Raw genomic sequence first — 22,207 nt, forward strand, 5'->3', positions numbered from 1 at the left:
AATATTTAATAAATTGACCATTGTGGTATAAAAATATAAAAATGCATTGTTTAGATGATTTTTTTGAATTGTAGGATGTTGAACAGAAAATTGGCTGATTTGTTATTGTAATGTTGATTAAATTTCAAATTTGCATATAGATTTCTTTGCTCAAAATATTGTTTAAAATTGAGCATCATTGGTTTAAAAATGTGTTGTAGTTATGATGATGACATTGAAATAATGCATCTATTGGGAATAGCTCGATTGGCGATCATTTAAGTGGAGCATATTCTTGATCAAAACAAAAAAATATTCTTGATTATATTTTAATGAACATGCAGATAATTGTTTTTAAATTATATTTGAAATATGAACAATTGAACTATCATCACTATCTTGAATGTTTTAAGATAACTCACTCAATTTTTCGTTATTAGGAAATGATGATCATGCAGCGAATCGCAATTAATGGGTTTGGGCGGATTGGACGCAATGTAATTCGTGCATGGTTTGAGAATCCAAAACAGTTTCACTTCGATATCGTGGCTATTAATGATATTGCTGATGTTGAAACTTTGTTACACCTATTTAAGTATGATTCTACGCATGGCCGTTTTAAAGGTCAGGCACAGATTGTCACTGAGCAGGGCGATACATTTTTATCGGTACAAAGCGCAGGACAATCCCTGAAAATTCAGATATTCCGTGGTTCGCAGCCAGAACAGTTACCGTGGGATCAACTCAATATTGATGTGGTACTCGAATGTACAGGGCTGTTTCGTTCGCGTGAGGCGGCAACACGGCATTTAACTGCAGGGGCAAAGCGTGTGATTATTGGCGCGGCACCGTTTGACAGTGTCGATATTGCAGTGGTGTATGGGGTTAACCATTTAGAGGTTAAAGCCAGCGATCAAATTATTTCCAGTGTATCGTGTACTACACAAGCTTTAGTGCCATTGGTCAAAATTCTGGATGACCATTTTGGTATTGAAACCGCATTAATGACCGAAATTCATGCGGTGACTGCTGATCAGTCAGTGCTTGATCATGCACATCGTGACTTACGCCGTGCACGTGCAGCAGGGCACAATATTATTCCAACGACATCAAGCGCTTTAGGGGCATTAAAACGGGTCATGCCAAAAATGGCAGATCGGATTGATGGGTATTCGATTCGTGTGCCAACCATTAATGTTGCTGCGATTGATTTAAGTTTTGTTGCACAAAAAGCGTTGACTATAGAGACATTACATACAGTCTTAAAACAAGCAGCAGATACTTATTATGCCGAAATTATGTCGGTGACGGATGAGGTGTTGGTGTCAAGTGATTTTAACCATTCACCTGAGTCTTTAATTGTTGATTTTACTCAAACTATGTTGGTGGGGCGTCAGGCAAAAGTATTTGCATGGTATGATAACGAATGGGGCTATGCAAATCGCTTGCTGGATTTGTGCGAATCTTTTACTTAAAAATGAATAAAATAGGGTAACTAAATGATGCTGATTTGGCTTTGGGGATTAACCAGTCTACTCATTGTAGTCGTTATGGTTGTGGTATGGATGCAGGTTAAAAATCAGCGTCAAGATTTAAGTGATCTGTCTGAAAATCATCAACTAAAACAACAAGTAACACATTTGGAAGATCATCTTAAAAAGACTTTAGAAATTATGCAGGATCTTGCCAAAAAAATGCACATACAACAAGAAGTATTGGACAGGACATCGGGTAAATTACAGCAGCTTGAAAAACAACAGATTGAAATGCTGCATGTGCTGGCTCAACTGGTACAGTCCAAAGACAAATAATGTATTGTCTTCGGCTGTAGTTAGTGTAGCCAGATTAAACGTAAGGCAGCGGCAGAAAGCATACTCAGTATAACTGTTGGCAATAAAGAAAAACGCGATGCTGCCAGTAAAGTAATTGCCATCGCAATAAAGTCTGCTGGATTGTCCCGTACAAAATACGGGGCGATGACAGAGATCAGCACACAACCTGGCACAACTTCAAGAATACATTTTTGTCGTACAGACAGAGTTCTATTTTTGAGTAAAAGATAGCCTAATACCCGCGTAGCATAGGTCGTCAGTGCAACACAAATAATGGCAATCAAAGTCATTGAATGAATCATGCTTCATCTCCAGTTAAAAAGAATGCTGAAGCAATGCCGCAAATTGCCCCCACAGGTACATACCAGCCCTGAGGCAAATATAGGTATGCCAATACCGCAGAAACTAAACTGACCAGCCAAGGGCGCGCTGCGGAAAAACCTTGCCACATGCCACGTAATAACACTAGAAACACCGCAGGAAATGCCATATCAAAGCCCCAGCGAGTCACATCACCTAGTACGGGACCAATTGCACCACCGAGTGCGGTAAATACGACCCACATGCTGTATAAGGCAAAACATACACCTGAATAAAAAGCCATATTGAACTGCTGGCTCAATTTGTAATGTGAGTTCTGTTGTGCATTGGCAAGTCCCATTGCCCAGCTTTCGTCACACATAAAGAACAGTGCGGGCAGGACTTTTTTATTGGGTAAATGCTTGAGGTAGGGAACAAGGCTTGCACCCATGAGCAAATGCCGACTATTGACTAGAAAAGTAATAAACATCAGGACAAAAATGTGTGGCGGATTTGTCCAGACTTCTAAAATGGCAAATTCTGAACCGCCTGCAAAATTGAAACCTGTCAATAATGGAATTTCGAGCAGGCTAAAGCCTTTTTGAGTGGCTTGAGTACCTAAAACCAGCGCAAAAGGAATAATCCCCAGTAGCATTGGTATAGACATTTTTAATCCACGTTTGAACTCAACAAAATCACTTGAATCATTCAGGCTTTGCGCCGTATTTTTAAGCGTCAACATGTCTATAAACCTAACTGAAGTATTACCAAAACAGAAAAATAGTTTATGGCAATCACTAAAGCATTTGGCGCTAAAGTTAGCTTTGAATTTACTTATTTTGATATGTTATGCTAATAAAATAATAAATATTGGTATTTTAATGCTTATGGTGGATTATGGATCAGATCGATAGACGTATTTTGCAAGCGTTACAGCATGATGGAAAATTGCAAAACAATGAGTTGGCACAACGGGTTGGGTTGTCTGCTTCTCCGTGTTTGCGTCGGGTGAAACAGCTTGAAGATGAAGGCGTGATTGAAAAGTATGTTGCGTTGGTTGACCCTGCCAAAGTCAATTTGGGATTGACCGTTTTTGCTCGAATCTGGTTGAAAGAGCAAGATGCCAAAACGGTGAATCAGTTTGTTGAGGCGATTACTGATTTACCAGAAGTAGTTGAATGTCAACTCATGGCAGGGGATTGTGATTTTTTCTTAAGAATAGTGGTGTCTGATCTGGAGGCTTATCGACAATTTCAAATTCAGCGGCTGAATAAAATTTCAGGGATTCAAAATGTCAAAACTGAGATTCCACTGCAAAAAATCAAGCAGACTACAGAATTGCCACTGTATTAGTTTGTTCTTGTATAAGGTGAACCACACTGCTAGGTGGATATTTGTGCTTAGCCTTAAAGCTGTTTATATCGCATAGCTTCAAATGGCAGGTTGCAGCTTGGACATGGATTCAAGATGCACAAACGGTATGTGTGTGCTTTCAATTTTTGCAAAAATTGAAAGCACAGAGAATTACCTGAATGATGCTATATGATGAATAAATTTCTTTGATTATCCCATTTTATTTTTCTTGTGCTTCATTGAAATAGATTTCAATTTTACTCAGGAAAAACAATGAGGAAGATATAAATTCTCATGAAAGAGGTCTAATAAAATATAAAAATCTCAGTGCATGTCCTAATCTTACGTGCTAGACTATGAGAAATCGGGTGTGTTCCCGATTTTTTTATGCGGATTACTTCCGCGCAGGCAAAATTTAGGTTTACAACATGCCCATTTCAGAGACATGGTTATTACCTGATGGTGTAGCTGATGTATTACCGGAACAAGCGCAAGTCGTAGAAGCATTGCGTCGTAAAGCATTAGATTTCCTCGCATCGCGTGGTTATCAGCTGGTGTACACGCCATTTATCGAATACATCGAATCTTTATCTTCTCTTTCCGAATCGAATCAAGATTTAGACCTAGCCACGTTTAAAGTGATTGACCAGCTTTCAGGTCGATTACTCGGTGTTCGTGCCGATATGACACCGCAAGTGGCACGTATCGATGCGCATGTACGTCCCGTTCAAGGCATAGCACGTTATTGTTATGCGGGTACGGTATTACATACGAAACCACAAGGGTTTAATACCTCGCGTGCACCATTACAGATTGGTGCGGAATTATTTGGACATGACAGTATCGATGCCGATGTAGAAATGGTCGATGTCATGTTGAATCTATTGGCAACAGCAGATCTGATTGACGGTGTCCATCTAGATTTAGGGCATGTCGGATTATTCCGTAGTTTAGTCAAGTTAGCAGGTTTGAATAAAGAAACAGAACACCAGCTTTCTGATCTTTATCAGCGCAAAGCCTTGCCTGAACTAGCTGAGTTTACTCAGTCAATCAACTTCGGTTCAGATTTTTATGCACTTGGACGCTATTCAAGTGATTTAGATGCTCTGCAAGCCAATCTAAGTCCCGCGGTCTTGACGGATGCTGCATTTAGACAAGCTTTAGAAGCTGTCATTACCACACATGCACAAATTCGTGCACGTTGGGAAAATCTGGATATTGGTATAGATGTCGTTGAGTTACGTTCTTATCATTATCATACAGGTTTGATGTATGCAGTTTATGCGCCAAATCGTGCAGCACCACTGGCACAAGGTGGTCGTTATGACGGTATTGGCGAACATTTTGGACGCGCCCGTCCTGCAACAGGCTTTAGCTGTGACTTATATGCACTATGTGCGGGTCAGTTCAAACAAGTCAGCACTGTGGTTGCACCTAAAGGGATTTATGCAGATCTGATGAAAGCAATTGAACAGGCTCGAGCGCAAGGCTTAAGTGTAATTCAATTGTTGGGTAATGATGATTTAAACTCCGTGCCATACGCAACGCACCAATTGGTGCAAGTTGCAGGCGAGTGGACAATCGAGAAAATTTAAGCGCTGAATCAGGTGTTCATGTCACTTGATTAAGTTTTCAATTTTAACAGCATGATGTAATGAGGCTATTATGGGCAAGAATGTTGTGGTACTCGGTACCCAATGGGGCGACGAAGGTAAAGGTAAAATCGTTGACCTGCTCACAGATCAAGCGGCTGCGGTCGTTCGTTATCAAGGCGGACACAATGCAGGGCATACACTTGTCGTTGGTGGTAAAAAAACAGTATTGCACCTCATTCCATCAGGTATTTTACGTGACAACGTACTGTGCTTAATTGGCAATGGTGTAGTACTTTCTCCTGCTGCACTGATTGAAGAAATGAGCATTTTGGAAAAAGAAGGCGTGCCTGTAAAAGAGCGTCTACGTATTTCTCCAAACTGTCCATTGATTCTTCCAAACCATATTGCATTAGACCAAGCACGTGAGAAAAAACGTGGTAATGCAAAAATCGGTACAACAGGTCGTGGTATTGGCCCAGCATACGAAGATAAAGTTGCTCGTCGTGCCGTACGTGTTGCTGACTTGGTTCGTGGTGGTAAACATCTTACTGCGCAATTAACTGAATTACTTGAATACCATAACTTCCAGTTAACTCAATTCTACGGCGTAGAAGCAGTTAAACTTGAAGATGTACTTGCACTTTGTGATCAATGGCGTGAAGTGGTTGCTCCATTAGTGATAGATGTAACAACTGAGTTGCATAACTACCGTAAAAATGGTCAAAACATCATGTTTGAAGGTGCTCAAGGCTCACTTCTTGATGTTGACCACGGTACATATCCGTATGTAACGTCTTCAAACACGACTGCTGGTGGCGTAAGCTCTGGTTCAGGTCTTGGTCCATTACATCTTGACTATGTGCTTGGTATTACCAAAGCGTATACAACACGCGTCGGTGCAGGTCCATTCCCAACTGAGTTGGTTTATGATGCAGCAACTGATTCAGGTGATGCAATCGGTAAACACTTGGGTACTGTAGGTCATGAGTTTGGTGCTTCAACTGGTCGTCAGCGTCGTTGTGGCTGGTTCGATGCAGAAATTCTGCGCCGTTCAGTCGATGTAAACTCACTTTCTGGTATTTGCTTAACCAAGCTTGATGTTCTAGATGGCTTGAAAGAAGTGAAAATCTGTGTGGGTTATGAAGCAGCAGATTCTGGTTGTGTTGGTTCTTCTGATGCGCTTGCGTATGAAACCTTGAAACCAATTTATGAAACACTTCCAGGTTGGTCTGAGTCAACTGTTGGTGCAACCAGCATGGAACAACTTCCTGACAATGCGATTGCTTATATCAAACGTATTGAACAGTTGATTGAATGTCCAATTGACATCATTTCTACTGGTCCAGACCGTGCAGAAACTATTGTATTACGTCATCCGTTTTCTGCGTAATACGATATTATAAATTGAAAAAACCGCGATCTTTGTGTCGCGGTTTTTTATGCAGTGAAACTTTGACCCGACCAAAGTTCACTTTATTTTTTGAGCCTTTATGATTAAAACTCCAATAAAATGCTATCAATTGGATAGGGACGCCAATGCAGTTACAACCTAATATTTCAAAAACAATTTTTTATTCTTTTCTCTTTGCTTTAGGTGGTGCGCCAACGCTTGCAATGCTGATCGCATCTCAACAAACCCGAGATCCACATATATTGATGTCTGCTTTTGTGGGATTGAGTGTTGTGCTGGTCTGTATTTTTGTTCCTATTGTTCTGATTCAAAATACATTTTTGTTGGTTAAGCGGGATAGCTTACAGCTTGAAGAAAAAGTTAAACCTGTGTCAAATGTTTATTTTGCTTTAAATGTGGGGTGTTTGCTTTTTTGGATATTGTTCATGTTTAAATAACAGCGGTATTACATAAATATAATATTTTAGTCTTTGGCTCAGGAGTTCTGTTCTAATTTTATATTTTATAATACAAAAATATTCAATAATTTGAATGTGAATTTAAATTTGGAGCTTCTGAAATAATGAACAATAAACTCATTTTGAGCTTAGGGTTGGCTACTGTTGTTAGTATGACAGGATGTACAACAATTGCAGATATGGCTGGTGCGGACTCTGCAACTTTAAATGCCAGCGCAGCAACCAGCTTTACAAAGATGAAGCAAGATGCACAGCAAAAAGGACAGCTTGATACAACATCGAGTACGTACAGACGTATTAATGCCGTACTATCACGGATGCAGCCTTATGCGGATCAGGCAAACCAGACTGGGCAAGCATTCCAATGGCAACTTGCAGTCTTAAAGTCAGATGAAGTCAATGCTTATGTGGCTCCAGGTGGCAAAGTGGTGTTTTATACAGGAATCGTCAACAAGCTCAATTTAACTGATGCTGAAATCGCTGCGGTGATGGGGCATGAAATGACGCATGCCTTGGAAGAACATTCAAAAAACAAATTAGGCGCACAAGCCTTGACCAATTTGGCGGTTAGTGTAGGCAAGTCTTATGTTGGTGATGCAGCGGGTGGCTTGGGTTCAGCGGCTTTAGACTTGGGTAGTCAGGTTGGTGTAGGGTTGCCATATTCCCGTAGTCTGGAAAGTCGTGCTGACTATGGTGGTTTAATGTTAATGGCAAAAGCAGGCTATAATCCACAAGCGGCACTTACCCTGTGGGAAAAAATGAATAAACTTGAAGGAGCAGGTGGCCCAGCATTTTTGTCAACGCACCCTTCAAATTCACAGCGTATTGATGCAATGCGTAGAAACTTGCCAGCAGCAATGGCAATATATAATAGCCGTCGATAAACCTCAGTCATGAGATTAAAAAAAGGATGCTGTCGCATCCTTTTTTGTTTATGGAGCTGGGTTGGGTTGCTGTTTATGTATGGCTTCAATTTCTTGTAAAATTTCTTCATTCAATTCAATATCAAAAGCAGTAATATTTTCTTTGAGCTGTGCCATTGAAGTTGCGCCAATAATGGTGCTGGTGACAAAAAACTGCTGTTTAATAAATGCAAGCGCCAGTTGAGTCAGTGTTAAACCATGTTTTTCAGCAATCTGTGCATACTGTTCAGTTGCCCATTCACACTCAGGGTTAGTGTAACGACTAAACCGTGAAAATAAGGTAATTCGCCCGTTGGCAGGTTTTGCGCCATGACGGTACTTACCTGTCAACATGCCAAATGCAAGAGGCGAATACGCCAGTAAACCGACACCTTCGTATTTGGCAATTTCAGACATACCAACTTCATAACTACGGTTCAACAAACTATATGGGTTTTGCACCGTTATAAATTTGCTCAGGTTCATTTTTTCAGTCAGATGCAGAAATTTCATGGTGCCCCAAGGTGTTTCATTGGATAGGCCAATAAAACGAATTCGACCTTTCTGAATTTCCTGATGCAATGCATCCAGAGTTTCTTCCATGGCGGTGAGATCGTGTTCGTGTTTGGCTGCAAGCTGATTGCCAAAACCTAAATGCCCAAAGAAATTGGTATGGCGTTCTGGCCAGTGGAGTTGATATAAATCAATATAATCGGTTTGCAGGCGTTGAAGTGAACCATCCAGTGCTTGTTGAATATGCTGACGATTAAAGCGAGTTAGGCCTTGGCGGATTGCACCACCTCCAAAACCAGGCCCAGCAATTTTGGATGCAAGAAATAATCGATCACGCTGCCCATGTTGTTGGATCCAGTTGCCAATAATTTGCTCGGTTGCACCCTGTGTTTCTGCTTTGGGCGGTACTGGGTACATTTCTGCTGTGTCCCAAAAATACAAACCCTGATCCAGTGCATAGTTAAGCTGGTCAAAAGCTTCAGCTTGTGTATTTTGCTCACCAAAGGTCATGGTGCCTAAACAAATTTCAGGCAGTTGAATACCTGTATGTGCAAGCGGATTGAATTTCATGAAAGCACCTCTAGTTGTGATTATTCGGCTCAATAAAAAAGCAAATCCGAAGATTTGCTTTGACTAATCAATTCTTTATACAGAATGGTTAGAATCTTCAGAATTTTCTAGTGCACTATCGTAAATGAGGATTGCCTTGCCTTCTGTTTCAATCATACCTTGATCTTCAAGTGATTTAAGGACACGTCCAACCATTTCACGTGAGCAACCGACAATACGCCCGATTTCCTGACGGGTAATACGAATCTGACGACCATTCGGTAATAGCATCGCTTCTGGCTGATTGGCCAGTTCGATCAAACAGCGTGCAATACGACCTGTCACATCAATAAATGCGAGATCGGTCATTTTGCGGGTGGTATTTTTGAGACGACGTGCCAACTGGGCAAAAACAGTATAGCTTAAGTCAGGATATTGCTTGCTCAGCTCAATAAAGTTCTCATAAGAGATTTCTGCAATTTCACAGACTTCGCGAGTACGGACTTCAGCTGTGCGTAGCGGTTCAGCTTCAAATAACCCCATTTCACCAAAAAAATCGCCTGCGTTTAAATAAGCTACGACAATTTCTCGATCATCGTCTTCTTTGAGTAAAATAGAAACAGAACCTTTGAGTATTAAATATAGAGATTTTGATTCGCTACCCACCTCGATGATGCTCGTGCGCTTAGGATACCGATTAATATATGCGCGTTTTAATAAAGCCTTGACCGATTCTGGTAAATGGTTAGGAGATAATGCATCGCTCGCGAATGGAAAGAGATTAGCCGACATGTTTTCTTGTTCCACAAAATAAGAAGTAAAAAGATAGCTTTTGGTTTCTGTTAATATCTACGGTTAAATTCCTTCTCTAAATAAATTGTGTTAGTGTATTGGCACACAGTAATCTATATTTTTTTTTAGGTAGTTGCAATGCGATCAACGGTTCAATGGCTCGAGAATGTTGCATTTGAAGCAAAGTCTGAGAGTGGTCATAGTGTGGTAATGGATGGATCACCTGCATATGGCGGTGAAAACCGTGGTCCACGTCCTATGGAATTGATTCTAATGGGACTCGGTGGCTGCGCATCGTTTGATATTGTAACCATTTTAAAAAAAGCTCGTCAGGAAATTAGTAACGTTGAATGTCAGTTACAGGCAGAGCGTGCTGATGAAGTTCCCGCAGTCTTTACCAAGATTCATTTACACTTTGTCGTCTTAGGAAAGGCATTGAAAGAAAAGCAGGTCGCAAAAGCGGTTGAATTATCAGCAGAAAAATATTGTTCAGCAAGCAAGATGCTTTCAAGTGGTGGTGTGGAAATTACCCATGACTTTGAAATTGTCGAAGTAGCATAAAATATGCCGTGTAAAAGAAGCCAGTTTATATAACTGGCTTTTTTTGTTTTTGTGCAGAAATTTTGGTTTTTTGACTTGAAAAAAATTAAAATGAGCCACATATTATTACTGAATTATAAATAATGATTTTTTATAAATATTTGAAAAATCATAGAAAAATATTTGAAATTTGAATAAGTGTTCCCATGTATTAGTTAAGTAGCAAATTGATGATGAGGTATAACAATAATGCAATTTGAAAAATTCACCAATCGATTGCAACAGACTTTATCCGATGCACAGTCTTTAGCAATGGGAAAAGATCACACTGCAATCGATAACATTCATATTCTGGCTGCGCTGTTAAAAGAAGCTTCGAATCTTAGCTTGTTGCAGCAGGCAGGAGCACGAATACCAGAATTAAAACAAAAGCTGGATCAAGCATTAAATGATGCGGCGACTTTAGCCAACCCAACAGGAGAGATTAACCTAAATCCCGATGCGGTCAAAATGCTGAACTTGGCGGATCGCTATGCACAAAAAGCAGGGGATGAGTTTTTATCAACCGATTGGGTGTTGTTGGCGTTAGCAGAAGTTGGCGCAACAAAAAACATATTAAATAATACGGGCGTAACCGTTGAAGGATTGCGCAAAGTAATCGAATCAATTCGAGGCAACGAAAAAGTCATGAGCAATACTCACGAAGATCAGCGTGACTCTTTAAATAAATATACCATTGACCTGACAGAGCGTGCCGCATCAGGCAAGCTAGACCCTGTGATTGGGCGTGATGATGAGATTCGTCGTACTATTCAGGTGTTGTCACGCCGTACTAAAAATAACCCAGTGCTGATTGGTGAACCAGGTGTAGGTAAAACTGCGATTGTTGAAGGTTTGGCACAGCGAATTATTAATGGTGAAGTTCCTGAAAGCCTTAAAGATAAACGCGTTTTATCTCTAGATTTAGGTTCATTACTTGCAGGAGCCAAATATCGTGGCGAATTTGAGGAGCGCCTCAAAGCTGTTCTGAATGATTTGGCAAAACAAGAAGGTCGGGTCATCTTATTTATTGATGAATTACATACCTTGGTGGGTGCAGGTAAAACTGATGGTGCCATGGATGCGGGTAACATGCTTAAACCTGCATTGGCCCGTGGTGAACTACGCTGTGTCGGTGCAACCACCCTTGATGAATACCGTCAATATATTGAAAAAGATGCTGCTTTAGAGCGCCGTTTCCAAAAAGTTTTGGTCGATGAGCCAAGTGTGGAAGATACGATCGCCATTTTACGTGGTTTGAAAGAGCGTTATGAAGTGCATCATGGTGTGAAAATTCTCGATTCAGCAATTATTGCGGCAGCGAAAATGTCACATCGTTATATTACAGATCGCATGTTGCCAGATAAAGCCATTGATCTGATTGATGAAGCGGCATCTCGCATAAAAATGGAACTCGATTCGAAGCCTGAAGCATTAGATAAACTGGAACGTCGTCTGATCCAGTTGAAAATGCAGCTTGAAGCCGTGAAAAAAGATCAAGATGTGGGCAGTAAAGCCGAAGTTGCGCATTTAGAGAAACAGATTATTGAAGTTCAGCAAGAATACAATGATTTGGAAGAAGTCTGGAAAGCTGAAAAAACTTTGGCAGAAGGCGATAAAAAAGCACAGGTTGAGTTAGATAAAGCTCGCGTTGCTTTGGAAAAAGCCATTCGTGATGGTGATCTGGCTGAAGCTAGCCGCTTGCAATATGGTGTAATTCCAGAGTTGCAAAAACAGTTGGCACAGGATGAAGTGGTTGAAGAAGCTGAAGAGCCAAAACTGCTGCGTAACAAAGTCACTGACAATGAAATTGCAGAAGTTGTCAGCGCTGCAACAGGAATTCCTGTGTCTAAAATGCTGCAAGGTGAACGTGAAAAATTACTTCATATGGAAGAGTTTTTACATAACCGTGTAGTTGGTCAAGATGAAGCTGTTGTTGCTGTCTCTAATGCTGTACGTCGTTCTCGTGCGGGCTTGTCTGATCCAAATCGCCCAAGTGGTTCGTTCTTGTTTTTGGGGCCAACAGGTGTAGGTAAAACAGAGCTTACCAAAGCCTTGGCGAATTTCTTGTTTGACAGTGATGACGCCATGATTCGAATTGATATGAGTGAATTCATGGAGAAACATTCGGTGAGCCGTTTGGTCGGTGCGCCTCCAGGTTATGTCGGTTATGAAGAAGGTGGTGTGTTAACCGAAGCAGTTCGCCGCAAACCTTATAGTGTGGTTCTGTTTGATGAAGTTGAAAAAGCCCATCCTGATGTCTTTAACATTCTGTTGCAGGTCTTGGACGATGGTCGCTTAACGGATTCACAAGGTCGAGTGGTTGATTTTAAAAACACCGTCATTGTCATGACATCTAACTTGGGTTCACAAGATGTCCGTGAACTGGGTGAACATGCCCATGATGATGAAATTCGTACTGTAGTGATGAATGCGGTAAGTCAGCACTTCCGCCCAGAGTTTATCAACCGTATTGATGAACTGGTGATTTTCCATTCACTCAAAAAAGTGCAAATTCGTGGTATTGCCGATATTCAGTTGAGTCGCTTGCGTAGTCGCTTGACAGAGAAAGACATGAGTTTGACTGTTGAAGACAGTGCTTTTGATTCTTTGATTGATGCGGGCTTTGATCCTGTTTATGGTGCTCGTCCTTTGAAACGTGCAATCCAACAACAGGTGGAAAATAGTTTGGCACAAAAAATTCTATCTGGAGAATTTTTGCCAGGCGATAACATTGTGATTAGTGCTGAAAATGGGCAATTGCAGTTTTCTAAAATGAAACTCAGTTAAGATTTACATCTATTGACCCGATATAAAATCACCTCATACTCAAAACTTGGGTATGAGGTTTTTTATGGCTCTTTCATATAATATGAATAAAATAAGTATTTTAATGATAAAAATTGTATTTTTAAAAAAATATCGTATGCTGTGCAAACAAACATAATCAAATAAAACTTAAACTCATTTTAGAGAAATTATTTTATGCAAAAGAAAATTATTGCTGTCGCTATCGGCGGTATTTTTGCGAGTAGTGTTGTCGGTGCGAATTTTTATGCGGATCATCGTTTAAATGACTACTATAACCAGAAACAGGCTGTAGAGCATCCGCTTATTCAAAAGCAGGATTCCCAAGTAAAAATGGGTTTATGGTCGGGTGATGCGAACTGGTCTTATAAAATTGTTCCAGATCCATGTAAGCCTCAAGACTTTGTCGTGATTAAAGGCGTGGACCATATTAAGCGCTCTTGGAATGGCTACCATATTCAGTCGGATGTCAACTTTGACTTAAAAGGAGAAGATGCTGCTGCATATCAGTGGTTACTTAAAAATCAATCTTTTATGAAGTTAGATTCTCAACTGAATTGGTTTGGTACAGTCAATGTGAAAGTGACGAGTCCATCAGTTGATCAGCAAAAAGATGATTTCCAGATTGTTTGGAATGGTATCAATGGAACATTGAAGCTCAAAAAAGAAGATGGAAAATATCGTCTAACGCAAGCTGATTTAAAAATGCCTGGCTTTACTATGCGAAACGGCAATAATTATATGAGTTTGCAAAGCATGCAATTCAAGGCGGATCAAGGTTTTCTGGGGCAGAAATTGGATTCTGGAAAAACTGAATTTTCCATCCAGAAAATGATTTTATTGGATCAGACCTCACGACTTAAAAAGAATGTCGAATTGGACAAATTGCAATTGACCACAGAGGCAGATGTTCAAGAAAAAGAAACCTCAGTTAAAGCGAATTGGTCAATTGAGCAGATGCAAATAGATGATAAAAAACTGAAGAATATTAAACTGAATTTTAATCTCGTAGGGCTTGATACGCTGGCATTACAGGAATTTATTCGGTTAGCTAACAGCAACAATAAAGCCTGTAGTTTTGAAGCACGCCAAGCTCAACAGCAACAGTTAAATCAGCAGATGCTCAAAATTGCTGCACATGGTTTTAGTTATGAGTCCAAAGCTAACCAAATTGAGTTGGGTCAGTCAAAACTCACGGCGGATTTACAAGGTAAACTGATAGCCAACCAGTATGCAGATATGCAAGAGTTTCGTACGAAAGCACCTTTCTCTACACAGTTCCAAGCCAATGCCAGTATGGATAAACAATTCTTACGTAATATGATGAACTTGTCAGGGAAAATGCCTTCAGGAGTGTCAGATCAAGATTATGATCGTGCTTTACCGCAAATTGTACAAATGGGGCATGGCAAGATGAATGGTGACAAAATTGATTTTGCTGTGAAATATGAAAATGGTCAGCTCAGTTACCCTTAACTTAAACGCCTCTAAATGTCAATAAAAAATGCCAAGCAATTGCTTGGCATTTTTGATGCAGTCACATTCAATTAGGTTGGAATATGCTGAATTTTCCAGGCACGGTGAATTTTCTGATTGCGCTTAAAGTCAGGACCAATAGTTTCCTGCGTAATTTCTTCTACATTAAACATGGCTTCGATTTCTTCATCAAATTCAAAACCACGATAGTTGTTCGAGAAGTATAAAGTTCCTTCCGTACTTAAGCGGTTCATGGCACGTTTGATTAAAGACACATGGTCACGTTGTACATCAAATGTGCCATAAAACTTTTTCGAGTTAGAGAAGGTTGGCGGATCAATGAAAATCAGGTCATATTGCTCATGACCTTCTTTGAGCCACTCGAAACAGTCGCTGGTGTAGAACATATGTTGTTCATCTGCATGGTCAACCGTTAAACCATTAAGCACAAAGTTTTCTTTTGACCAGTTAATGTATGTATTGGACAAATCGACACTGGTGGTGCTGGCTGCACCGCCAAGTGCTGCATGTAAGCTGGCTGTTGATGTATAGCTGTACAGATTCAAGAAGTGTTTACCTTTGGCTTCTCGGGCAATACGTAAACGCATTTGACGGTGATCAAGGAACAAGCCTGTATCCAGATAATCCGTCAGGTTGACCAAAATTTTGGCTTTACCTTCTTGTACGATAAAGCGTTTCGAAGCTGTACTTTGCTTGGTGTACTGGTTTTTACCTTCCTGACGCGCGCGAGTTTTAATGAAAATCGCATCACGGCCTAAACCTGTGACTGCACGAATTGCAGCAAGGGCAAGATTAAAACGTTTTTTGGCTTTTTCAGGATCAATTTTTTTCGGTGGAGCATATTCCTGAACATGCAAGCGATCACCGTAAACATCAATCGCCACGTTAAAATCAGGCAAGTCTGCATCGTAAAGGCGTAAGCAATAGATATTCTCGCTGGTTGCCCATTTTTTCAATGCTTGCATATTTTTTTGCAAACGATTGGCAAAGTCTTGAGCACCTTCAATTTCTTCAAACTGCTGCGGTTGCCATGTTGCTAGGAAGGGTTGAGTCTGTACTTGCGGCTTAATTTGTCCCAAACGAATGTAAATTGGTAATTTACCATTCATTAAACGCAACGTTTCAGGTTCATTTAGCGCCAATACATCGGCTTGCTCGATTTGAGAGGCGATAATGGCAGCGAATTGGTTTGGAAAATTTTCCTGTAATTTCGCTGATAAACCTAGATATAAAGCACGGTTAGATGCTTTTTCACCCAAACGTTCACCGTATGGAGGGTTTGTGACAATCATGGCTGATTTGCTGCGGTCAAACTCTGGCCAGTCCGCAAGGGTACGTTCTTCAATTTGAATGGCATCAAGTAGCTTTTCAAAACCTGCTGCCATAATGTTTTGACGTGTGGCTTTTACAGCTTCCCAGTCGGCATCATAGGCATAGAACTGTGGTAAAGGTTGTTCTAGTGCAGTTTCATGGCGCTGTGCTGCTTCAGCTTTAATGCCCATCCATAATTCATTGTCATGTCCATGCCATCCGTTGAAGCCAAAACGACGAACTAAACCAGGGGCGCGGTCGGTTAGAATCATCAGTGCCTCGATAATAAACGTACCTGAGCCGCACATTGGATCAAGGAAAATTTCAGGTCGGCGCTGCGCTAACTTTGCTTTATTTAAAATTGCTGCTGCCAGATTTTCTTTAATTGGGGCGTCAGTCATATAGCGACGGTAGCCACGTTTGTGCAGCGAATCACCTGATAAGTCGAGGCAGTAAGTATGCTCGGTTTTACCCGCCAAAATATAAAGTGTAATTTCAGGTTGTTTCGTATCAATACTTGGGCGGCGACCAACAGCTTCCATAAAGCTGTCAACAACGCCATCTTTGGCGCGCAACGTGGCAAACTGAGTATTGACCTTAATTTCACGTTCAGCATGCAAACGAATGGCAAAGGTACTTTGTGGTGCAAAAACCAGTGACCAGTCAAAGCTGATGGCACCTTCATAGAGTTCTTCGGCAACATCACGCGCATCGTGACTGTGTTCAAGCTCATAAGTATGAATCGGCATGAGTACACGTGAAGCCAGGCGTGACCACATGCAAATACGGTAGGCGTGTTCCAGTGTGCCTTTGAAAATCAAGCGTCCAGCCAGACGCTCAATGTGCTGAACCCCTAACTCTTGTAATTCTTCTTGGAGTAAGGTTTCAAGTCCATCTGCACAGGTAACCCAATATGTAGAAAGACGAGGTGTCGAAGTCATGTAAATTTCCAAAAGCAGCAAAGCAAACGGCTATTTTAGCGTATTTTTTACAGGAAAACTTGTGGATTAAAATGCAAGCTCAGATTTTTTAAAATGCGTTGCTTAAATGGGCTATATGGCGTGATTTATTTATTCCAGACGCATTTTTTCTGGTAGATAAAATCCCAATTGTTGAAAACTTCAACTGCGAGATTAATAAAATTATCTGTATAATGCGTTAACTTAATGTACAAGGAATCTCTCATGCATTTGGCTGCATTGCATACTCCGAGTCAGATTCAACTCAATGAACATGGCAATCTTAAGCATTTCTTGACCATCGAAGGTCTTTCCAAACAGACCCTCACTAAAATTCTTGATACAGCTCAGACCTTTATCAATGAAAATAATCAATTGATCACCTCGCCACTGCTTGAAGGGCGCACGGTGATGAATCTTTTCTTTGAGAACTCGACTCGTACTCGTACCACTTTTGAAGCGGCGGCAAAACGCCTTTCTGCCAATGTACTGAATATTGATATTGCACGTTCAAGTACTTCAAAAGGTGAAACGCTGCGTGACACGCTGTGGAATCTTGAAGCAATGGCAGCCGATATTTTTGTGGTGCGTCATTCTTCTTCAGGTGCAGCGCATTTTATTGCTAAAGATGTTTGCCCAAATGTCGCCATTATTAATGCCGGTGATGGTCGTCATGCGCATCCGACACAAGCGATGCTGGATATGTTGACCATTCGCCGTGAAACTAAAAAGCCTTTTGAAGCCTTAAGCGTGGCGATTATTGGCGATATTAAACATTCACGTGTAGCACGTTCCGATGTCGCGGCTTTACAGACATTGGGTTGTAAAGATATTCGTGTGATTGGGCCAAATACCTTATTACCAATTGGTTTTGAAGAATACGGCAGTGAAGTTCGTTTGTTTAACAACATGGATGAAGGTGTCAAAGACTGTGATGTAATTATTACTTTGCGTATTCAGAATGAACGAATTGATTCACCTGCATTGGCATCGCAATCTGAATTTCACAAAATGTACGGCCTGAATGAAACACGTCTGGCGTTAGCCAAACCTGATTGCATCGTGATGCACCCAGGACCAATGAACCGTGGTGTTGAAATTGCATCAAGCATTGCCGATGGTTCACAGTCGGTGATTTTGCATCAGGTGACCAACGGAATTGCCGTGCGTATGGCGGTGTTGGCACTGGCAATGCAAGGTCAGTTGCAAGATAAAGGTTTAATTGAAGCAATTTCGGCATAAGGGCGAGACACATGAGTCGTGTAAAAATTGAAAATGTACGTGTGTTAGATCCAGTTCAACAAACAGACCACGTCGAAACCATTTATTTAGATCAGGGCAAACGTGTTGCAGAGCTGACAGAAGTTGATCAAGTGATTAACGGTCAGGGCAAATGGCTCATGCCAAGTATGGTGGATTTGTGTGCACGCGTCCGTGAACCAGGTCAGCAACAACATGGCACTCTGAAGTCTGAAGGTAAAGCAGCCCGTGAAAACGGTATTCTGCATGTGATTACTCCACCAGATTCAAAACCAATTGTGCAGGACAATGGCGCATTGATTCAGGGTTTGGTCGAGAAAGCTTGGCAAGATGGCAAAATCCATTTGCATATTATTGGCGCACAAACACAAGGTTTAAATGGCAAACAACCTGCCAATATGGCTGGCTTGAAAAAGGGTGGTTGTAGTGCTGTCACCAATGCCAATGCTGCATTTCAAGATGATGATGTGGTGATTCGCACTTTAGAATACGCCGCAGGTTTGGGCTTAACTGTGGTGTTTTACCCAGAAGAGCATCAGTTGGCGAAAGACGGCTGTGTGCATGAAGGTTTCGTGGCATCGCGTCAAGGCTTGCCAATGATTCCAAGCATTGCAGAAACGGTTGCGATTGCTAAATATTTATTAATGATTGAAGTCACTGGTGTTCGTGCTCACTTTAGCTTACTTTCAAGTGGCGCTTCAGTTGAGTTGATTGCTGCTGCAAAAGCCAAAGGTTTACCTGTCACAGCTGACGTTGCGATGCATCAGCTTCATTTAACCGATGCGTTGATTGATGGCTTTAACTCGCTTGCACATGTCCGTCCACCACTTCGTGCAGAACAAGACAAAGCACAGCTTCGTGAAGCGGTAAAATCTGGCGTGATTGATGCGATCTGTACGCATCATGAACCTTTGAGTAGCTCTGCAAAAATGTTACCTTTTGCCGAAACTGAGCCAGGTATCAGCGCATTTGATACCTATGTGGCTTTGGGAACTCAACTGGTTCGTGAAGGTTTGTTCACTCCGCTTGAATGGGTGGAAAAAGTGACGCTTGCACCTGCTCGTGTTGCAAAAATACTTGAATGCTGGCAGAAAGAAGCGGGTTGGGTGCTGGTTGACCCTGAACTAGAGTGGCAAGTGTCTAAAGACAGTATTATTTCTCAAGGTAAAAACACTCCGCTTATTGGACAGACTTTACAGGGCAAAGTGATTGAAACTTTCTATGTGAAGTAATCCCATAGGATCTGAAAAATATAAAGCCAGTCATTTGACTGGCTTTATTTGTAGTTGCGGTAAAGACTATTTGTTTTTTAAAACCATTTCGACTTCCTGAGTTTCCTCAACGGCAGTTTCGACATCATCCGATTTGACCTTTTTTTCGTCTTTCTTCGGTTTCTTTTTTTTCTTTTTCTTGGCTTTTTCTTCCTCTTCTTCAATCGTACCATCTTCGATGGCTTGCCAGTACTCAAGCTGTTCCATTACTGCTGCATAAATCGAATGCTTGCTGTAATTGCCTTTTTTATCCAATTTGCCCACTGGACGTGCCATGAGAATTTCTAAGGCTTGATCAATGGTGTCAATTGCATGAATATGGAATTGACCTTCACTTACAGCATCAATCACGTCTTGACGTAGCATTAAATGCTGCATGTTTTGACGTGGAATAATCACGCCTTGTTTACCAGTCAAACCTTGCAATTTACAAGCATCATAGAAGCCTTCAATTTTGGCATTTACACCGCCAATTGGCTGTACTTGACCTAACTGGTTCATAGAACCCGTAATTGCCCAAGACTGGTCGATCGGTAACTGGCTAATCGCAGAAATAAGGGCAGACAGCTCTGCAACCGTAGCACTGTCACCATCAACCTGCCCATAACTTTGTTCAAATGCCAGCGCAGCTGAGAAATGCAGAATCTGTTCACGACCAAAGTGTGCTTTTAAGAAACTCGACATCAACAGCACGCCTTTAGCATGCAAAGAACCACCGAGTTCGACACTGCGTTCAATATCGAGAATGTCACCACCACCTTGATAAACTGAAGCAGTCAAGCGAGAAGGTAAGCCAAATTCAACATCGGCATAATGAATCACCGAAAGTGCATTAATTTGTCCTAAGCGATAACTCTGGGTTTCAATCAGTTGTGTACCACGAGAAAGATCTTGCCAATATAATTCTCTTAAATAGCCTAAGCGATACTGGCGATGTTGCAACGCTGTATTGATGTGCTTATCTGTCACCATTTTATCACCCGCTTGGAACGCATGATGGTGAGACTCGCGAATCAAATCTCCCAAAGTCGAAGCATGCAAAGACAATGAGCTTTGATCTTCAGCTTGGCGACTTGAATCTGTCAAAAGTGCTGCAAGCGCACTACGGTCAAACGGTAACAGTTTATCTGCCTGAACATAGTCTGCAATCAGGTGCATATAGGCTTGTTCATTACTTTCGTTGCGCTGTAGTGTGTCGGTAAAGTCGGCACGAATCTTGAACACACTTCCGAGCTCTGGCTCAAGTTCTAAAATTTCATAATAAATTTCAGGTTCAGCCAGTAAGACGACTTTCAGCTGTAGTGGAATAGATGCAGGTTCAATCGAAATGCTACCTGTTAAAGTCAGCATGTGCTCCAAAGATGACAGTTTAAGTTGCCCCGATTTCAAGGCGCGTTTCAGACCTTGCCATGCATAGGGTTGCTCAAGTAGCTGCTCGGCTTCAAGCATTAAAAAGCCACCATTGGCACGGTGTAAAGCACCTGCACGAATTAAAGTAAAATCGGTGGTAATCGTACCATTTTGGGTGAGTTGTTCTACATGACCCAACAGGTTGTAATGGGTTGGGAAATCTTCAAAAATAACAGGCGCACCACTGTTAGGTGTGTTGCTGACAATCACATTAGCCTGATAACGTGCAGGAATACGACTAAACAGAGCAGGAGAGAAGTCTTCTTCATCCTGATCCAGAATCATTTCCACATTCTCAATAATATCGTTGGCATATGATTTAAGGAACTGTTCTAAACCTTGAATATTTTGAAATTTATTCAGGATGAGCTCAATGCGGGGCATGACCACCTGTTTGGCAATATCACGGTTTAGGTCAGATACCTGATCACGAGCATCATCTTCCAGATCGCCCAAGTGTAATCCTAAGCGTTCCAGTTTTTTGTTCATGTAGCGCATGTGGTTTGCAATTTCAGCGCGCTCTTTGCTACTTAATGCATCAAGATCATCTTGTGACATTTCTTGCAACACATCGTCTTTTAGATAGACGGGAACAAAAGTGTGCTGTTCGTTGCGAGAAATCAGTTTTAGGTCGAAATCTTCAGCTTCTTTAGTCAATTCGACTAGTGCAAGTTGCTGTTCTTGTCCAGTTTCCTGACGAATCTGTTCAATACGGTTGTGGTAGGTTTCTGCACTAAAACGCCGTTCCAGTTGCTTTAAAATGGTTTGCCATGCTTGATGCAACGCATTTTGAAATTTAGTGCCTTGTCCGGCAGGGAAACATAAGGCTAGCGGCTGACGTGGGGTTTGAAAGTTATTGACATAGACCCAGTCATTTGGTGTTGGCATGGTTTTGGCGTGTTGCTTGAGCAAACGCTTGATCATGGTGCGTTTACCTAAACCCGCTGTACCTACCGCGAAAATATTATAACCCGCGTAAGGTAAAGCAATTCCTGCTTCAACAGAAGCCCGCGCACGGTCTTGCCCTAAAAAGTTATTTAGCGGTTTGATGCGTTTGGTCGATGCTGGAATTTTTTCCCAGTCGGGAATATGGGTTAGTTGTTCTGGTTTTAACTCAGTTTGTTCTAGTGTTTGTTGTATTTCAGGTTGATCAAACGCAGAGATGGGAGAGTCCTTGTGGAGTTGTTTACTTCTATTGAGTTGATTTGCAGAAAGTACAGAATTCATTTGATCGAGTCTTTGGGTCACGGTTTTTAAATCCACAACAAATGTTGATTGGCAATTTAAAGGTATACAGGTTTGCCTATAAAGATCAAGCGGCATGGATAAATTAACATGAAAAAAGCAATATTCTGATGCTTTCAGGTTGCAACATTTGACCGAAAGGTTTCAAATAGCAGCTTTAAATCTTATGGAAAACCGCAGCGC

18 protein-coding genes are annotated in these 22,207 nt (G+C 41.3%); 12 read left to right on the forward strand and 6 right to left on the reverse strand.

The window, feature by feature from the left end; translation table 11 throughout:
- The first annotated feature begins 431 nt into the window (after positions 1-431).
- Together P255_RS04535 and P255_RS04540 are read left to right on the forward strand one after the other, a co-directional pair.
- On the forward strand, positions 432-1,454 hold the full coding sequence (locus P255_RS04535; RefSeq protein ID WP_004903936.1) for a type I glyceraldehyde-3-phosphate dehydrogenase: 1,023 nt from the start codon (positions 432-434) through the stop codon (positions 1,452-1,454).
- A gap of 24 nt (positions 1,455-1,478) precedes the next feature.
- A complete protein-coding gene (locus P255_RS04540) occupies positions 1,479-1,790 on the forward strand; it encodes a hypothetical protein (RefSeq protein ID WP_004903937.1) in 312 nt (103 codons plus the stop codon).
- Positions 1,791-1,810: 20 nt separating this feature from the next.
- Here the strand turns inward: P255_RS04540 and P255_RS04545 are convergent, their stop codons facing one another.
- Both P255_RS04545 and P255_RS04550 read right to left on the reverse strand, forming a co-directional pair.
- Entirely contained in the window at positions 1,811-2,113 is a 303-nt protein-coding gene (locus P255_RS04545) for an AzlD family protein (RefSeq protein WP_004903938.1), read from the reverse strand.
- Positions 2,110-2,853: an AzlC family ABC transporter permease gene (locus P255_RS04550; protein WP_004903939.1), complete on the reverse strand. Its 744-nt coding sequence runs from the start codon at positions 2,851-2,853 to the stop codon at positions 2,110-2,112. The genes P255_RS04545 and P255_RS04550 overlap by 4 nt, the downstream gene beginning before the upstream one ends.
- Positions 2,854-3,008: 155 nt before the next feature.
- Here P255_RS04550 and P255_RS04555 point away from each other — a divergent pair, with 155 nt between their 5' ends.
- The 5 genes from P255_RS04555 to P255_RS04575 all read left to right on the forward strand — a co-directional run bounded on the left by P255_RS04555 (position 3,009) and on the right by P255_RS04575 (position 7,812).
- Complete coding sequence (locus P255_RS04555; RefSeq protein ID WP_004753010.1) at positions 3,009-3,464, forward strand: Lrp/AsnC family transcriptional regulator; 456 nt, start codon at positions 3,009-3,011, stop codon at positions 3,462-3,464.
- 428 nt (positions 3,465-3,892) lie between these two features.
- The gene (locus tag P255_RS04560; protein WP_004903940.1) at positions 3,893-5,059 is read left to right on the forward strand and encodes an ATP phosphoribosyltransferase regulatory subunit; all 1,167 of its coding nucleotides are present in this window, start codon (positions 3,893-3,895) and stop codon (positions 5,057-5,059) included.
- Positions 5,060-5,129: 70 nt separating this feature from the next.
- The gene (locus P255_RS04565; protein WP_004903941.1) at positions 5,130-6,449 is read left to right on the forward strand and encodes an adenylosuccinate synthase; all 1,320 of its coding nucleotides are present in this window, start codon (positions 5,130-5,132) and stop codon (positions 6,447-6,449) included.
- Between the two features lie 146 nt (positions 6,450-6,595).
- Complete coding sequence (locus P255_RS04570) at positions 6,596-6,907, forward strand: hypothetical protein (protein ID WP_004903943.1); 312 nt, start codon at positions 6,596-6,598, stop codon at positions 6,905-6,907.
- 125 nt (positions 6,908-7,032) lie between these two features.
- The gene (locus tag P255_RS04575; RefSeq protein WP_004903944.1) at positions 7,033-7,812 is read left to right on the forward strand and encodes a M48 family metallopeptidase; all 780 of its coding nucleotides are present in this window, start codon (positions 7,033-7,035) and stop codon (positions 7,810-7,812) included.
- A gap of 48 nt (positions 7,813-7,860) precedes the next feature.
- On the opposite strand, the gene P255_RS04580 is transcribed toward P255_RS04575, so the two are convergent.
- Both P255_RS04580 and crp read right to left on the reverse strand, forming a co-directional pair.
- Positions 7,861-8,913, reverse strand: coding sequence for an NADP(H)-dependent aldo-keto reductase (locus tag P255_RS04580; RefSeq protein WP_004903945.1), 1,053 nt, complete (start codon positions 8,911-8,913; stop codon positions 7,861-7,863).
- 75 nt (positions 8,914-8,988) lie between these two features.
- Positions 8,989-9,684 carry a cAMP-activated global transcriptional regulator CRP gene (crp, locus tag P255_RS04585; protein ID WP_004903946.1) on the reverse strand — a complete coding sequence of 232 codons (696 nt, stop codon included), beginning with the start codon at positions 9,682-9,684 and terminating at the stop codon, positions 8,989-8,991.
- Positions 9,685-9,822: 138 nt separating this feature from the next.
- Between crp and P255_RS04590 the strand changes: the two genes are divergently transcribed.
- The 3 genes from P255_RS04590 to P255_RS04600 all read left to right on the forward strand — a co-directional run bounded on the left by P255_RS04590 (position 9,823) and on the right by P255_RS04600 (position 14,547).
- The gene (locus tag P255_RS04590) at positions 9,823-10,245 is read left to right on the forward strand and encodes an OsmC family protein (protein WP_004903947.1); all 423 of its coding nucleotides are present in this window, start codon (positions 9,823-9,825) and stop codon (positions 10,243-10,245) included.
- Between the two features lie 228 nt (positions 10,246-10,473).
- Positions 10,474-13,053 carry an ATP-dependent chaperone ClpB gene (gene clpB, locus P255_RS04595; RefSeq protein WP_004903948.1) on the forward strand — a complete coding sequence of 860 codons (2,580 nt, stop codon included), beginning with the start codon at positions 10,474-10,476 and terminating at the stop codon, positions 13,051-13,053.
- 195 nt (positions 13,054-13,248) lie between these two features.
- Positions 13,249-14,547 (forward strand): DUF945 family protein, encoded by a 1,299-nt coding sequence (locus P255_RS04600; protein WP_004903949.1) that lies wholly within the window; start codon positions 13,249-13,251, stop codon positions 14,545-14,547.
- A gap of 71 nt (positions 14,548-14,618) precedes the next feature.
- Here the strand turns inward: P255_RS04600 and rlmKL are convergent, their stop codons facing one another.
- Positions 14,619-16,820 carry a bifunctional 23S rRNA (guanine(2069)-N(7))-methyltransferase RlmK/23S rRNA (guanine(2445)-N(2))-methyltransferase RlmL gene (rlmKL, locus tag P255_RS04605; RefSeq protein ID WP_004903951.1) on the reverse strand — a complete coding sequence of 734 codons (2,202 nt, stop codon included), beginning with the start codon at positions 16,818-16,820 and terminating at the stop codon, positions 14,619-14,621.
- 243 nt (positions 16,821-17,063) lie between these two features.
- On the opposite strand from rlmKL, the gene P255_RS04610 reads away from it, so the two are divergent.
- Both P255_RS04610 and P255_RS04615 read left to right on the forward strand, forming a co-directional pair.
- Positions 17,064-18,080: an aspartate carbamoyltransferase catalytic subunit gene (locus P255_RS04610; protein ID WP_004752983.1), complete on the forward strand. Its 1,017-nt coding sequence runs from the start codon at positions 17,064-17,066 to the stop codon at positions 18,078-18,080.
- 11 nt (positions 18,081-18,091) lie between these two features.
- On the forward strand, positions 18,092-19,330 hold the full coding sequence (locus P255_RS04615; protein WP_004903952.1) for a dihydroorotase: 1,239 nt from the start codon (positions 18,092-18,094) through the stop codon (positions 19,328-19,330).
- A 66-nt stretch (positions 19,331-19,396) separates the two neighbouring features.
- On the opposite strand, the gene P255_RS04620 is transcribed toward P255_RS04615, so the two are convergent.
- Positions 19,397-22,027, reverse strand: coding sequence for a Lon protease family protein (locus tag P255_RS04620; RefSeq protein WP_004903953.1), 2,631 nt, complete (start codon positions 22,025-22,027; stop codon positions 19,397-19,399).
- Positions 22,028-22,207 lie beyond the last annotated feature (180 nt).

Source organism: Acinetobacter brisouii CIP 110357, assembly GCF_000488275.1.
In the GTDB taxonomy this organism is placed as follows: Bacteria; Pseudomonadota; Gammaproteobacteria; order Pseudomonadales; family Moraxellaceae; genus Acinetobacter; species Acinetobacter brisouii.

Bases quoted from the DNA above. Each gene is read 5' to 3' on its own strand.
- rlmKL (WP_004903951.1), bottom strand. From the start codon at position 16,820: ATGACTTCGACACCTCGTCTTTCTACATATTGGGTTACCTGTGCAGAT.
- P255_RS04575 (WP_004903944.1), top strand. From the start codon at position 7,033: ATGAACAATAAACTCATTTTGAGCTTAGGGTTGGCTACTGTTGTTAGT.
- clpB (WP_004903948.1), top strand. From the start codon at position 10,474: ATGCAATTTGAAAAATTCACCAATCGATTGCAACAGACTTTATCCGAT.
- P255_RS04535 (WP_004903936.1), top strand. From the start codon at position 432: ATGCAGCGAATCGCAATTAATGGGTTTGGGCGGATTGGACGCAATGTA.
- P255_RS04560 (WP_004903940.1), top strand. From the start codon at position 3,893: ATGCCCATTTCAGAGACATGGTTATTACCTGATGGTGTAGCTGATGTA.
- P255_RS04565 (WP_004903941.1), top strand. From the start codon at position 5,130: ATGGGCAAGAATGTTGTGGTACTCGGTACCCAATGGGGCGACGAAGGT.
- crp (WP_004903946.1), bottom strand. From the start codon at position 9,684: ATGTCGGCTAATCTCTTTCCATTCGCGAGCGATGCATTATCTCCTAAC.
- P255_RS04580 (WP_004903945.1), bottom strand. From the start codon at position 8,913: ATGAAATTCAATCCGCTTGCACATACAGGTATTCAACTGCCTGAAATT.
- P255_RS04610 (WP_004752983.1), top strand. From the start codon at position 17,064: ATGCATTTGGCTGCATTGCATACTCCGAGTCAGATTCAACTCAATGAA.
- P255_RS04540 (WP_004903937.1), top strand. From the start codon at position 1,479: ATGATGCTGATTTGGCTTTGGGGATTAACCAGTCTACTCATTGTAGTC.
- P255_RS04600 (WP_004903949.1), top strand. From the start codon at position 13,249: ATGCAAAAGAAAATTATTGCTGTCGCTATCGGCGGTATTTTTGCGAGT.
- P255_RS04550 (WP_004903939.1), bottom strand. From the start codon at position 2,853: ATGTTGACGCTTAAAAATACGGCGCAAAGCCTGAATGATTCAAGTGAT.
- P255_RS04570 (WP_004903943.1), top strand. From the start codon at position 6,596: ATGCAGTTACAACCTAATATTTCAAAAACAATTTTTTATTCTTTTCTC.
- P255_RS04590 (WP_004903947.1), top strand. From the start codon at position 9,823: ATGCGATCAACGGTTCAATGGCTCGAGAATGTTGCATTTGAAGCAAAG.
- P255_RS04615 (WP_004903952.1), top strand. From the start codon at position 18,092: ATGAGTCGTGTAAAAATTGAAAATGTACGTGTGTTAGATCCAGTTCAA.
- P255_RS04545 (WP_004903938.1), bottom strand. From the start codon at position 2,113: ATGATTCATTCAATGACTTTGATTGCCATTATTTGTGTTGCACTGACG.
- P255_RS04555 (WP_004753010.1), top strand. From the start codon at position 3,009: ATGGATCAGATCGATAGACGTATTTTGCAAGCGTTACAGCATGATGGA.